This is a genomic window from Rhizobium sp. LjRoot30 (genome assembly GCF_964253915.1).
Classification (GTDB): Bacteria; Pseudomonadota; Alphaproteobacteria; order Rhizobiales; family Rhizobiaceae; genus Metarhizobium.
On the sequence record NZ_CAXUSG020000004.1, the window covers coordinates 384,413 to 397,326 of the forward strand.

The window sequence follows — 12,914 nt, forward strand, 5'->3', positions numbered from 1 at the left end:
GTCCTGTCCGTTTCTCTCATGAGTTGCGGTTCGGAAGGCGAAATACACATCCGGCTCAAACGCGAAGATTACAAGAATGAAGTCAACAAACTCTTTACCATGAAACCGGCAGCCGGTCATCCTTTGCAAAAAAGTAGCAAATTTGTACTAGGTCGAAACACAAGGTCATGAGCGAGACCCCGAAAAACGCCTGAGGAGGCATGTGTGAATCAGCATCAAAAAGTGCGTAAGGCAGTCTTTCCCGTTGCAGGCCTGGGAACCCGGTTCCTGCCCGCCACCAAATCGGTGCCGAAGGAAATGCTGACCGTCGTCGACAAGCCGGTCATCCAGTATGTGGTCGAGGAGGCCGTCGCGGCCGGGATCGAACACCTGGTCTTCGTCACCGGACGCAGCAAGCATGTGATCGAGGATTATTTCGACATCCAGTTCGAGCTCGAGCAGACGCTGCGCGAGCGCAACAAGAATGCCGAACTGACGCTTCTGTCCGGCCTGTTGCCCAAGGCCGGCACGACCAGCTTCACCCGCCAGCAGGAACCGCTCGGCCTCGGCCACGCCGTCTGGTGCGCCCGCGAGATCATCGGCAACGAGCCGTTTGCGCTGCTTTTGCCCGACATGATCATGCGTGGCGAAAAGGGCTGCATGAAGAGCATGGTCGAACTCTACGATCATAGCGGCGGCAATGTCATCGCCGTCGAGGAATGCGCCCCCGACCAGACCCACAAATATGGCATCGTCGGTGTCGGCGACCCGATCGGCAACGGCTTCAAGATCACCGGCATGGTGGAAAAGCCGGCCAAGGGAACGGCGCCGTCCAACTTCTTCATCAACGGCCGCTACATCCTGCAGCCGGAAATCTTCAAGATCCTGGAAACCCAGGAGCGCGGTGCAGGCAACGAGATCCAGCTGACGGATGCGATGCTGAAGCTCTCCACCTCGCAGGATTTCGCAGGTTACCATTTCCGCGGTGAAACCTTCGACTGCGGTGCCAAGGACGGGTTCATCCTCGCCAACGTCGCTTTTGCGCTGGACCGCGCCGATATCCGCGCCACCGTCGAGGAGCCGCTGAAGGCGCTGCTGGCCGGGTTGAAGTAAGGCTCGCTTGCGGTTGTTTCCTTAGTCAGAAAACCTCTCCGACGTTATCCTCGGGCTTGTCCCGAGGATCTGCCTTCGCCCGCCAAGCCAGCGACGGTAGGGGACCCATCCGGCGGGCTTGGATGCTCGGCACAGGGCCGAGCATGAGAGAAGGCCAGCGCGCCTATTTCTTCACCGTCAGGCCGACGCCGGCGCGCAGGACATCCGTATCGGAGCCGCTTTCGCGGACCGTGCGCTCGTAAGAAATGTCGCCGGTCAGGTCGAGATAGCGGTTGAGACCCCAGGTCAGGCCGGTGCCGACGAGATAGACCGTTTCGTTCTGCGAGCCGCCGCTCGGATAGTCACGCAGCGTTGCCGCACCGGTGAGGCGGGCGACGACGTTGTCGCGAACTTCATGGGCGATGCCGGCATTGATGCCATAGGCCATGTAGCCGCTTTGGCCAGCCGCAGTCGAGGGTTCGACCGTCGTCGTCAGGCCGATCGTCACGTCGGTGCCGCGCTGCGGCGACCAGGCGACATTGCCTTCGACAAGCGCGCCGTCGAGGCTCTTCAGCCGGTCGTCGTCGAAGCGCGAGGTTTCGTAGCCGACACCCAGTTCGCCCCGCAGCTTTTCGCCGAGATCGACTTCCACGCCGACCTTGCCGGCATAGGTCCAGTAGGAGCGGGCGTAACCCAGCGTATCCGTCCTGAGGTCGTAGCGGGAACGGCCGACAGATGCTTCGACGAACGGAATGAGCGAGGGCGACAGTTCGTAGCCGACGCGGCCGCGCAGGTCGCCGTTCCAGCGGTCGCGGTCGCGCAGCGAAAGCTCGCTGCCATCGGTCAGTTCCACATCCGAATAGACCCGTCGTTCCAGTTCGGCGCCGATCGCGCCGCGGATGACGCCCATATCGCGTTTCAGTTCGACGCCGGTATTGAATGTATGGACGCCGGCCTGCGTCTTGGCGTCGCTGATGGCGTTCGGATCGTCGGCATCCTCGCGGGAGAAGCTGTAGCCGCCGGTGATGTTCATGATCGTGCTGTCGGCAAGATCGAGGCGCAGCAGGGCGTCGATGTTGGCCGACGGTTCGGTCTCGGCATTGCCGCTGATGTTGCGCTGCCAGACGCCGTCGCCGGTGACGGTCAGCGCGTGCCGGGACCAGTCGGAGGATAGCGTTCCCTTGATGCCGGTCTGCAGGAAGGTGCGGTTATCTTTGGAGCCTCCGCTGCGGGTCGATTCCGTGCCGATCGACTGGGTGATCGACGGGCGCAGCGTGAAGGTGCCGAGGCGAACGCCCTGGGCGTCGTTGCGGGTGAGATCCTGGCGGGCGCCCAGCCCGTCCTCGGTGGTTTCGCGCAGGTTCATGCGTCCCAGATCTTCGGCCGCCAGATTGTCTTCCTGGCCTGTGAGCCGGCGGGCACGCTCGTTGATACCGCCGGGGACTTCTTCCTGGCTTTCGATCGAACCTGTGGTCAGCTTGGATGGTTTGGCCGTGTTGTTTCCTGCCGCGGCGCCGGTTGCCGTGTCGCCGTTGGCGTCCAGACCAGACGTATCCGTGCTGTCGAACGCCGTCGTTGCCGGGCGCAGTTTCAGCGCGGTGTCGCGGGTTGCCGATTGCGCAAACAGCATCGCCGGTGCGCAAAGCACCGTGCAGCCGATCAGCAGCGCCGCGCCGCGCGCCGTCGAACGGCGGGACGATTTTCCGCCATGGGATGCTGTCTGTGTCATGCGTTCATGCCCGGCGATCGCTGGAAAGATTACGCAATCGTAAAGCCTCGTGGTTAACGTTTCCTTTATCGATGCTGTCGGCGGCTGTGATGTTTGCGAGCGTCCGGCCATTGCCGATGGACTTGACCCCGGAAAAGCGCTAACTCATCGCCATGATCAAGCGTGCGATAAAACTGGTCGAAAGCAATGCGGTCGAATCCGCCTTGCGGACGATCGCGACCGAAAAGAACGGGCTGCAATCGATCGAAAATGCCCTTTCGAATGGATTGGCCGAGCCGTTTACCCGGGCTGTGGAAATCATCGGCGGCATCAGCGGCCGGGTTATCGTCACCGGCATCGGCAAGAGCGGCCATATCGGCTCGAAGCTCGCCGCGACTTTCGCTTCGACCGGCACGCCGTCCTTCTTCGTCCATCCGGTCGAAGCCAATCACGGCGATCTCGGCATGATCACCCAGGACGACGTTATCATCGCTTTGTCCTGGAGTGGTGAAAGCGCCGAGCTGCGCGGCATTATCGCCTTTTCCCGCCGTTTCGCCATTCCGCTGATTGCCATCACTTCGGGCGCCAACTCGACGCTGGCGCGCGAGTCGGATGTCCGCCTGCTGTTGCCCAACGAGCAGGAAGCCTGTCCGCATGGGCTGGCGCCGACCACCTCGACCTTGATGCAATTGGCCATCGGCGATGCGCTGGCGGTTGCGCTGCTCGAAGCGCGCGGTTTTACCGCCCATGATTTCCGCACCTTCCATCCGGGCGGTAAGCTGGGGGCGAGCCTGACCCATGTCGCCGACATCATGCACAAGGGCGACCGCGTGCCGCTGGTGCCGCTCGGCTGCTCGATGCAGGTGGCTGTCGAGACATTGTCTCATATGCGCTTCGGCTGCGTCGGCGTTATCGATGCGGACGGGCGCCTGTGCGGTATCGTCACCGATGGCGATATCGCCCGCAACCTCGGTCGCAACCTGAGCGAACTCAACGTCGACGATATCATGACACGCACGCCGAAGACGGTAAGCGAACAGACGCTGGCGACCGGCGCCATGGCGCTGCTGCAGAAGCACAATATCTCGGCGCTGATGGTTGTCGATGCCGACAGTTTCCCCATCGGCATCATTCATTTCCATGATCTGCTGCGGATCGGCGTCGCCTGACGCGTAGGTGCCGGGCGCACGACCCGGCACGAACTGCCGTCATTGACCGGCGATCCTGTCGCGCAGGCGGTCTTCCTGTTCTTTCAGCTCAGGCGTCATGGCTTCGCCAAAATCGGCGGCCTCGTAGATGCGGCGGATTTCGATTTCGCTGGGGCCGGGCATGGGGTTGGGGCAGCGTTTTACCCAGGCGACGGCTTCGTCCATGTCCTTGACCTGCCAGATCCAGAAGCCGGCGACAAGTTCGCCTGTTTCGGAGAATGGGCCGTCGATGACGGTCCGTGCTGCACCGTCGAAGGCGATACGTTTGCCTTTGGAGGAAGGATGCAGCCCTTCGCCGGCCAGCATCAGCCCGGCATCGACCAGTTCTTCGTTAAACTTGCTCATGGCTTCCAAGAGCTCGACCGGCGGCATCAAACCGGCTTCACTGTCTTTCGTCGCCTTGACCAGAACCATCACGCGCATCGTCTTTCTCCCTTGATCCACGAAGGCGTTCTTGCCTTCCTGTCTTAAAGACGAGCCGGGCACGGACCAGCCGACAATGGCAGCCAAATTTTCCGGGCAACCGATCAGATGGCTTCGATCGTCAGGTCGCGGCCGTTGCTGGTGGTGACGCGGACGCGGGTGCCGGCCGGCAGGTCCGGTCCCATCACCGGCCAGAAGGTGTCGTCGAGGCGAATGCGGCCCCGGCCTTCCACGACTGGCTCCTGCAGGGTTGCCGTGCGTCCAACCAGGCTTGCGCTGCGTTGATTGAGCAGCGGTTCGTCGGTGACGGCATTGCCGTTGGACAGCAGGCGCCGGCCGAGAAGGGCGCTCACCACGGAGAGCGCGGCAAAGACCAGTAGCTGGACCTGCCAGAGCCAGAAGGAGGTTTCCCACAACAGCAGCGACAGGGCGCCGACGACAATGGCCGCCGCGCCGATCCAGACGAGGAAGACGCCCGGCATGACAAGCTCGGCGGCCAGCAGCACCAGGCCGAGCAGCCACCATGCCCACGGCCCGAGTTCCTCGGCAAGCGCATGGATCATCGGCTCAGCTCTCCTGTGACTGGGTCGGCGAGGTCACCTGCGGCGTGGTGCGCACGATGTTGCGGTTGCGCTGCGGCGTGGCCGAGCCTTCGCCGAAGACTTCCTTGGCGATGGCGCCGATGCCGCCGAGCGAGCCGATCAGCGACGAGGCTTCCATCGGCATCAGCACCACTTTCGAATTCGGCGCGGAGCCGACGGATGCCAGGGCTTCCGTGTATTTCTGGGCGACGAAGTAGTTGATCGCCTGAACGTCGCCGGCGGCGATGGCCTCGGAGACCATGCGGGTCGCCTTGGCTTCGGCTTCGGCCAGACGTTCGCGGGCTTCGGCGTCACGGAAAGCGGCTTCGCGCTGGCCTTCGGCCTGTAGGATTGCCGCCTGCTTGGCGCCCTCCGCCTTGAGGATCTGCGCATTGCGCAGGCCTTCCGCCTCCAGAACCTGGGCGCGCTTCTCGCGCTCCGCCTTCATCTGCCGCGCCATCGCATCGACGAGATCGACGGGCGGGCGGATGTCCTTGATTTCGACGCGCGTGACCTTGATGCCCCACGGGCCGACTGCATCGTCCACCACATGCAGCAAACGCTCGTTGATCGTCTCGCGATTGGACAGCAACTCGTCGAGATCCATCGAACCCATGACCGAGCGGATGTTGGTCATGCTGAGGTTCAAGATGGCGTTTTCGAGATCGGCGACCTGATAGGCTGCCTGGGCGGCATTGAGGATCTGATAAAATGCCACGGCGTCGGCGGTGACGCTGGCATTGTCCTTGGTGATCACTTCCTGGGTCGGCACGTCGAGCACCTGCTCCATGACGTTCAGCTTGGAGCCGATGCGTTCGATGAAAGGCACGATCAGGTTGAGGCCGGGTTCCAGCGTGCGGGTGTAGCGGCCGAAACGCTCGATGGTATAGCGAAAGCCCTGTGGTACCGTCTTGATGCCTGCAAACAGGACCAGGACGACGAGAACGACCACCGCGATGACGACGATATCAAACCCCGTGAATTCCATAACTCCCCCTCGTGACGATTGCCGTAGCCGTTGCGGCCACTCTGTTCACGCAACGGCTTAGCATTTTATTCGGGAATGGTGTCGGGCTTTTTGCAAAAGTGCAGTTGTGGTCAGCTCCAGCCCTGCAATTCGCGGCGCACGACGTTTTCAAGTACCGCCATGCCGTCGGCGCTGTCGTTGAGGCAGGGGATATGGGTGAATTTTTCGCCACCATTGTGCAGGAAGATCTCTCCCGCCTCGCCGGCGATTTCTTCCAACGTTTCCAGACAGTCGGAGACGAAGCCGGGATTCATGATGGCGACGCGCTTGACGCCGTCCTGCGCCAGCTTCTCCACCGTCTTGTCGGTATAGGGCTGCAGCCACTCCTCCGGCCCGAAGCGGGACTGGAAGGTGACCATGAACTTGTTTTCGGGCAGGCCGAGTTTTTCGCGCAGCAGCCGGGCGGTTTTCATGCACTGGCAATAATAGGGGTCGCCCTTTTCGAAATAGCTTTTCGGGATGCCGTGGAACGAAGTGATCAGCAAGTCCGGCTCCCAGTCGAGTGTGGCGAAGTGGCGGTTGACGGAATTGGCCAGCGCCTCGATGTAGGCCGGATCGTCGTGATAGGGCGGGACGGTGCGCAAGGCCGGCTGCCAGCGCATCTTCAACAGCGTCTCGAACACCTTGTCGTTGACGGTGGCGGTGGTGGCGGCGGCATATTGCGGATAGAGCGGGAAGACGAGGATGCGGTCGCAGCCCGCCTCCTTCAGCGCCGTGACGCGCGAGGCGATCGACGGCTGGCCGTAACGCATCGCCCAGTCCACCTGGACGTTGGGTAGGTCCTTGAAGGTCTCGGCCAGCAGATCCGACTGGTTGCGCGTGTAGGTGCGCAGGAAGCTTTCGTTCTTTTCCTTGTTCCAGATCAGCTCATAGGCCTTGCCGACCTTGCCGGGGCGGGTGTTGAGCACGATGCCGAACAGGATCGGATACCAGAAGAACCGCGACCACTCGATGACGCGCCGGTCGGTCAGGAATTCCTTCAGGTAACGGCGCATGGAGGTGTAATCCGTGCCGTCGGGCGTTCCGAGATTGACCAGGAGCACTCCGACCTTGCCGTTGCGAACAGACGGGTGATTGGCGGGCAGGACGGACGGATCGTTGTTCATGCTTCTCTCTGTTTTGAAAGCCAAGGAGGACATCGCCTTATTTAGGCGTCATCTGCAATCGTTGTATCTCCCTAGAAATAAAAACCGGCCCGGGGAAGCCCGGACCGGCAGGATCGGTGAGACAAATCGTCCTTACTTCGCCGGAATCTCCAGTTCGCTACCGACGAGAAGCCGCTTCGGGTTCGGCTTGCCGTTGGCGGTGGCAATCTTCTTCCAGAGTTCGCCGTTGCCATAAACCTTGACGGCAATGTCCCACAGCGTGTCGCCCTTGACGATGACATGCTTGGTGGGCGCGATCGACGCATCGGCTGCCGGCTTGGCATCGACGGCCGTGTCGACGGGTTTCGCCTCGGTCGTGGTGGTGGCCTGCTCTGTCGTGGTTGCCTGTTCGGTGGTTGCCGGTGCCGTTGCGGTGTCGGCCGGTTTTGCTTCCGTCGTGGTGTCCGCAGGCTTGGCTTCCGTTGCCGTCTCGGCGGGTTTTGCCTCGGTGCTGGTGGTCGACTGTTCCGTCGTTGCCGGTGCGGTCGCCGTATCGGCCGCGGCCACTTCGACGGCCTTCACGCGGCCATCGGTGTAGGGCTGGTAGGGGCTGTGCGCGGCGATGTAATCGGCAACCGTGGTTTCCAGGCTCGGGCCGTAATCATAGGGGTTGATCGCCTTCGAGGCGAAGACGTCGTAGCCGTCGCCGCCCTTGCGGGTGTAGTCGTTGGCGGCAACCGTGTAGGTCTTGTTCGGGTCGAGCGCCACGAAGGCGTCGCCGTCCTTCACCTCGACGGAGACGATGCGGCTACCGGCCGGCTTCGACTTGTCGAAGGTGTATTTCAGGCCGGCGACCTGTGTGAAGCGGCCGGCGCCTTCCTCGATCTTGCTGGCACCGTTTTCAAGTGCTGCGACGATATCGGAGCCCTTGAGCTGGAAGGTCGCCAGCGTGTTCTGGAAGGGCAGAACGGTCAGAACGTCGCCCATCGTCACGTTGCCGGCATTGATGGAGGCGCGCAGGCCGCCGCTGTTGGCGAAGGCGATGGTGACGCCCTGGTCCTTGACGCGGTCGAGCATGGCGTCGGCGACGAGGTTGCCCATCGAGCACTCCTCGACACGGCAAATTTCGCGCGCGCCTTCGATGGCGGCTGCGGACGAGCCGACGACCTTCTTCTTCAGTTCTTCGATCGGCGCGCCGAGTTCCTTGATGCGGGCGAGAACGGCTTCATCCGGCTTGAAGGTCGAATCGACGAGGATCGGATCGCCCTTGGCTTCCTTCACCACGCCATTGTCGTCGAAGGTGACGACGAGGTCGCCGAGATATTTGCTGTAGGACTTGGCCTGCACCACCGGCACCTTGTAGCCGCCGGGGTTGTCGACCAGTGTCGGATACGGACCTTCGGCCTTCTCGTCGGTGTTGGAGAGCAGGCTGTGCGAATGGCCGCCGACGACGACGTCGACATCCGGCAGCTTGGCGATCGCCTCGACATCGCGCGGATAACCGACATGGGTCAGCGCGATGATCTTGTTGACGCCTTCGGCCTTGAGCGCCTGTACCGCCTCGTTGATGGTGGCGATGTCCTGGGCGATCATCACGTTCGGGCCAGGCGAGGAGATTTCTTCCGTATCGTTGGCGACGGCGCCGACGATGCCGATCTTCTGGCCGCCGATTTCGAGCACGATCGAGGGCTTGATGCGGTCCTTCAGCTTGGAGCTGTCGCCGGCCAGTACGTTGGCGCTGATGACCGGGAACGTCACCTTGTCGAGGAAGGTGGCCAGCCCGTCCTCGCTGTCGTCGAATTCATGGTTGCCGACGGTCATGGCGTCGAACTTCATCAGGTTGAGCATTTCCGCCTCGGCGGCGCCCTTGTAGGTCGTATAAAAAAGCGAACCCTGGAAATTGTCGCCGCCATTCAGAAGCACGACGTTCTTGCCGGCGAGCGCGGCGCGGCGTGTCTCGATCGCCACCTTCAGGCGCGCGGCGCCGCCGAAGCATTCGTTCTTGCCTTCTTCTTCCGCCGAGCAGGTCGAATCGTACTTGTTGATCGATTCGATACGCGAGTGGAAATCGTTGATGTGGAGGATGTTGAGCTCGTAGTCGGCAAACGCGGCGCTCGATGACAGCGCGACGATCGACGCCGTCAGAAGGCCGAAAGTGAAGGACTTGGTCATCTGTTTCTCCAGTGTTTTCCGGAAGCACGTGGCCCCCGCCCGGGCTTATGAACGGCCGGACCGCGACCGTTTCCCGGGGCGGATGTTTTCACCAAGAGAGCCGGACTTCAAGAGAAAAACACGCGGCATGGTTTACGCGGCGGATGCCGGCGCAGGCCATGTCAAGCGGATGGAACAGGGGGAGGCAGCGGTAGAAAAACAAAAGGCTCCCGCCGGAGCGGAAGCCTTCTCAGGAGAATGTCCCGGGATATCAGCCGCGGCGGGCCAGAGAGAACTGCGTGCCGGAATCGGCGGTGCAATTCAGCTGGTTGGTACCGGCCAGGCTGCAGTTGACGCGCGAGGTCGTCTTCTTGAGGTTCGAGAACAGGCTGATTTCAACGACGCCGTTCGGCTGCGTGATGTAGGTGCCGGAGGCAAGGATCGCGTTCGAGCCGTCGGTCGTGCGCGTGTCGAACTTGCCGGCGGAGAAGGTCGAGATCAGGCCGTTGGGGTCGCTCCACGTGCCGTCGACGGTCGGCGCACTCGCAATGGTCGGGAGGGCGCGCGGTCCAGGGGAGGACTGACAGGCCGAAAGTGCTGCTGCGGTTGCGAGCAACAGGATGCTTGTCTTGATCTTCATGTTTTCTCCTGCGATTCTTTGCCAGCCCTATGGCAAAACCATGCCGCGAAGGCCAGTCCAAAGCAAGAGTATAGCGGGCTTTGCAGTTGTACTCTTTTGGCGACCGTTGCGAAAATGCCCGCAACTTGCGTCGCGGGCATCTCTTTTTGTCAGGCTCGGCCGCTGTTAGCGAACGAGGATGTTGCGGAACTGCCAGGGATCCTTGGTGTCCAGGTCTTCCGGGAAGAGGCCCGGGCGACCGTCGAGCGGCGTCCAGTCGGTGTAGTGACCTTCGACCGGGCCGAGATACGGCGTCTGGACTTCGAGGCAGCGCTTGTAATCGACTTCGTCGGCTTCGACGATGCCGGCAGTCGGGTTTTCCAGCGCCCAGACCATGCCGGCGAGCACGGCCGAGGTTACCTGCAGGCCGGTGGCGTTCTGGTAAGGAGCGATCCGGCGGGTTTCTTCCAGCGACAGGCGCGAACCGTACCAGTAGGCGTTCTTGTCGTGGCCGTAGAGCAGCACGCCGAGTTCGTCGACGCCGTCGACCAGCTCGTTCTCATCGAGGACGTGCAGAACCGGCTGGGCAGTGCCGCCGTTGCCGAACATCTCGTGCAGCGACAGCACGGCGTCGTTGGCCGGGTGGTAGGCGTAGTGGCAGGTCGGACGGAAGACGACTTCGCCGTCCTTCTCGACCGTGAAGTAATCGGCGATCGAGATCGACTCGTTGTGGGTCACCAGGAAGCCGTATTGCGGGCCCGGGGTCGGGCACCAGCTGCGCACGCGGGTGTTGGCGCCGGGCTGCTCCAGGTAGATGGCCGCCTTGCAGCCCTTCTTGTGCTTCTTGGCGTTCTTCGGCATCCATTCTTCATGAGTGCCCCAGCCGAGTTCGGCGGGCTGCAGGCCTTCGGAAATGAAGCCTTCGACCGACCAGGTGTTCCAGAAGACGTTGAACGGCTTCGGGTTCTTGGTGCGCTGCGTGTCGCGCTCGGCAATGTGGATGCCCTTGACGCCGACCTTCTTCATCAGCTTGGCCCAGCCTTCGCGGTCATGCTGGTCCGGCTCGTCGAACTTGATGTCGAGATCGTTGGCGAGGTTCACCAGCGCCTGCTTGACGAACCAGGAGACCATGCCCGGGTTGGCACCGCAGGTGGAAACGGCCGTCGCGCCGCCCGGGTTCTTGCGCTTCTCGTGGCGAAGGGTTTCGCGCAGCGCATAGTTGGTGCGGTCGGCGTTCTTCATGTTCTTGTCGAAATAGAAGCCGAGCCACGGCTCGATGACCGTGTCGATGTAGAGAACGTCAAGCTTGCGGCAGAGCTTGATCAGGTCGACCGAGCCGGTATCGACGGAGAGATTGACGCAGAAGCCCTGGCCTTCGCCGGCGGTCAGCAGCGGCTTCAGGAGTTCCTTGTAATTGTCCTTGGTGACATGCGCCTTGATGTGCTTGATGCCATGCTTTTCGAGGATCGCCATGTCGGCGGCATCGTCGCGCGGATCGATGACGACCATCCGGCTCTTGTCGAACTTGAAATGGCGCTCGATCAGCGGCAGCGTGCCGCGACCGATGGAACCGAAACCGATCATGACGATCGGGCCGGTGATTTCGCCATAAACCGGATAGGCTTTTTCTGTCATCATTGTCTCCTTGACACGACGGAACGGGGTCCGCTTTGCAATTTTTTCGGGATTTTCAGCCGCCAAAAGGGGCTATTCATGGTTGGACGGCTCTAGAGCATAAAATCTCGTCACAATAAAGAGCATATGACGGTTGGATGACAATTGTTTAGCAGTCGCTGATTGCCGCCGCCGCAGCGCGCAAATGTTCGACCAGCGCCGCCTTCTTTGCCGTCATGCCCTTGTAGTCGAGCTGGTCGGGGGAAAAGTCCTCCAGGCGGTCGGCAAGCGCTGTCGCCAGCGCCTTGCCGTCGGGCTGCGCCAGAAGGGCGCGGATCGGATCGATGTAGATGCGGATGGTGAAGACGATATCGCCGGTCTTCGGCAGCCGCCGCAGGCTCTGCCGTTCGACACGGACGATATTGCTGGCCGGTACGAATGGTGCCTTGCCGTGTTCGCTGCTCACCTCCGGCGGCCAGAAGAGGTCGCCGGCCGGATAGACGGACCAGTTGAAGCGTATGGCAGGCTGGTCGACCTGCAAATTGTCGAAGATGCGGTTGATCAGCGTGGCATTGCGTGTGCCGGCGTTGAAACCCGGCACTGGCGCATGCACCTGTTCCATTGGCAGGCCGAACTTTTCCGGCAGAGACCAGGCGGAAGGGAAGGCGACATAACCCGCCACCACATGCCATCCGGTCTCGCGCCGGCGGAGGATGACGAGATCATCCTGAATGAGCGAACCGGCGATCCGTAGCGGCGGCATGTCGGGTTGCGCCAGCACGACGCTGCGGCCGGCGAAATAAAGGGCGCCGTCCTCCAGCCGGTAGAGACCGGCATGATCCCTGGCCAGATGGCCGGCCAGCATGTCGAGGCACTCCTGCTGCGCATCCTCGGTCCCCGCCTCGGCACAGAAGACCTGGGGCAGATGGCTATGACAGAGCCGCTCCTTCTCGTCCAGAAACACGCCGAGATCGCCGTCCGGCTCGATCCAGCGCGCCGGATCGATGGCCGACAGGCCGATGGTGAAAACTTTTGGGGTGGTGGCGTAGGGTTTATGGACGAGGGAGGTCATTATCCGCTTTGAACGCTTGAAGATTTCTAGGTGAGTCCTGATATCCGTTCGACAACGGGACTGCCTACCCCTTCAACGCCTCCAGCCCATCGACGACCATCGTCAGCGCCACTTCGGTGATCTCGTAGGTGCAGATGCCGTGCACGGTAAAGGGATCTTCGGCGACGAAGGTTTCGAGCGTCGCACGGTCGCCGACGGCGAGGATGACGCCGCCGGTGCGGGGGACCTTGCGGCCGGAGGCGAGGAACCAGCCCTTGTCATAGCCTTCCTTCACCCAGGCCAGGTGCGGCTGCATGTGCACATCCGCTTCCTGCGTACTCTTTATATATGTCAGCGACAGGATGAACATGTCGGA

Annotated in this window: 12 protein-coding genes; 2 read left to right on the forward strand and 10 right to left on the reverse strand. The window is 61.9% G+C overall.

The features are described from left to right. Positions 1–204 precede the first annotated feature (204 nt). Positions 205–1,092 carry a UTP--glucose-1-phosphate uridylyltransferase GalU gene (gene galU, locus ACSQ3I_RS11585; RefSeq protein WP_435998952.1) on the forward strand — a complete coding sequence of 296 codons (888 nt, stop codon included), beginning with the start codon at positions 205–207 and terminating at the stop codon, positions 1,090–1,092. 163 nt (positions 1,093–1,255) lie between these two features. Here galU and ACSQ3I_RS11590 read toward each other — a convergent pair whose 3' ends face one another. Further along, positions 1,256–2,800, reverse strand: coding sequence for an outer membrane beta-barrel protein (locus ACSQ3I_RS11590; protein WP_435998953.1), 1,545 nt, complete (start codon positions 2,798–2,800; stop codon positions 1,256–1,258). A 152-nt stretch (positions 2,801–2,952) separates the two neighbouring features. Between ACSQ3I_RS11590 and ACSQ3I_RS11595 the strand changes: the two genes are divergently transcribed. Next, the gene (locus tag ACSQ3I_RS11595) at positions 2,953–3,948 is read left to right on the forward strand and encodes a KpsF/GutQ family sugar-phosphate isomerase (RefSeq protein ID WP_435998955.1); all 996 of its coding nucleotides are present in this window, start codon (positions 2,953–2,955) and stop codon (positions 3,946–3,948) included. A gap of 39 nt (positions 3,949–3,987) precedes the next feature. Here ACSQ3I_RS11595 and ACSQ3I_RS11600 read toward each other — a convergent pair whose 3' ends face one another. From ACSQ3I_RS11600 to ACSQ3I_RS11640, 9 genes are all read right to left on the reverse strand, one after another. Further along, positions 3,988–4,410: a YciI family protein gene (locus tag ACSQ3I_RS11600; protein WP_435998957.1), complete on the reverse strand. Its 423-nt coding sequence runs from the start codon at positions 4,408–4,410 to the stop codon at positions 3,988–3,990. Positions 4,411–4,514: 104 nt separating this feature from the next. Then, entirely contained in the window at positions 4,515–4,973 is a 459-nt protein-coding gene (locus ACSQ3I_RS11605; protein WP_435998959.1) for an NfeD family protein, read from the reverse strand. Between the two features lie 4 nt (positions 4,974–4,977). Further along, a complete protein-coding gene (locus ACSQ3I_RS11610; RefSeq protein ID WP_435998961.1) occupies positions 4,978–5,979 on the reverse strand; it encodes an SPFH domain-containing protein in 1,002 nt (333 codons plus the stop codon). Positions 5,980–6,089: 110 nt separating this feature from the next. Then, on the reverse strand, positions 6,090–7,124 hold the full coding sequence (gene hemH / locus ACSQ3I_RS11615) for a ferrochelatase (protein ID WP_435998962.1): 1,035 nt from the start codon (positions 7,122–7,124) through the stop codon (positions 6,090–6,092). Between the two features lie 132 nt (positions 7,125–7,256). Beyond that, positions 7,257–9,275, reverse strand: a complete 2,019-nt coding sequence (locus ACSQ3I_RS11620) for a 5'-nucleotidase C-terminal domain-containing protein (RefSeq protein WP_435998964.1) — start codon at positions 9,273–9,275, stop codon at positions 7,257–7,259. Positions 9,276–9,525: 250 nt separating this feature from the next. Continuing rightward, entirely contained in the window at positions 9,526–9,894 is a 369-nt protein-coding gene (locus ACSQ3I_RS11625; protein WP_435998966.1) for a hypothetical protein, read from the reverse strand. A 165-nt stretch (positions 9,895–10,059) separates the two neighbouring features. Next, positions 10,060–11,508: a homospermidine synthase gene (locus tag ACSQ3I_RS11630; RefSeq protein WP_435999013.1), complete on the reverse strand. Its 1,449-nt coding sequence runs from the start codon at positions 11,506–11,508 to the stop codon at positions 10,060–10,062. A gap of 148 nt (positions 11,509–11,656) precedes the next feature. Next, positions 11,657–12,559, reverse strand: a complete 903-nt coding sequence (locus ACSQ3I_RS11635) for a heme-dependent oxidative N-demethylase family protein (RefSeq protein WP_435998967.1) — start codon at positions 12,557–12,559, stop codon at positions 11,657–11,659. Positions 12,560–12,623: 64 nt separating this feature from the next. Further along, complete coding sequence (locus tag ACSQ3I_RS11640) at positions 12,624–12,908, reverse strand: YciI family protein (protein WP_435998969.1); 285 nt, start codon at positions 12,906–12,908, stop codon at positions 12,624–12,626. Positions 12,909–12,914 lie beyond the last annotated feature (6 nt).

Coding starts and splice junctions, on each gene's coding strand:
- ACSQ3I_RS11590 (WP_435998953.1), bottom strand. CDS start 2,800: ATGACACAGACAGCATCCCATGGCGGAAAATCGTCCCGCCGTTCGACG.
- ACSQ3I_RS11600 (WP_435998957.1), bottom strand. CDS start 4,410: ATGCGCGTGATGGTTCTGGTCAAGGCGACGAAAGACAGTGAAGCCGGT.
- ACSQ3I_RS11640 (WP_435998969.1), bottom strand. CDS start 12,908: ATGTTCATCCTGTCGCTGACATATATAAAGAGTACGCAGGAAGCGGAT.
- ACSQ3I_RS11610 (WP_435998961.1), bottom strand. CDS start 5,979: ATGGAATTCACGGGGTTTGATATCGTCGTCATCGCGGTGGTCGTTCTC.
- ACSQ3I_RS11635 (WP_435998967.1), bottom strand. CDS start 12,559: ATGACCTCCCTCGTCCATAAACCCTACGCCACCACCCCAAAAGTTTTC.
- ACSQ3I_RS11595 (WP_435998955.1), top strand. CDS start 2,953: ATGATCAAGCGTGCGATAAAACTGGTCGAAAGCAATGCGGTCGAATCC.
- ACSQ3I_RS11630 (WP_435999013.1), bottom strand. CDS start 11,508: ATGACAGAAAAAGCCTATCCGGTTTATGGCGAAATCACCGGCCCGATC.
- ACSQ3I_RS11625 (WP_435998966.1), bottom strand. CDS start 9,894: ATGAAGATCAAGACAAGCATCCTGTTGCTCGCAACCGCAGCAGCACTT.
- ACSQ3I_RS11605 (WP_435998959.1), bottom strand. CDS start 4,973: ATGATCCATGCGCTTGCCGAGGAACTCGGGCCGTGGGCATGGTGGCTG.
- hemH (WP_435998962.1), bottom strand. CDS start 7,124: ATGAACAACGATCCGTCCGTCCTGCCCGCCAATCACCCGTCTGTTCGC.
- ACSQ3I_RS11620 (WP_435998964.1), bottom strand. CDS start 9,275: ATGACCAAGTCCTTCACTTTCGGCCTTCTGACGGCGTCGATCGTCGCG.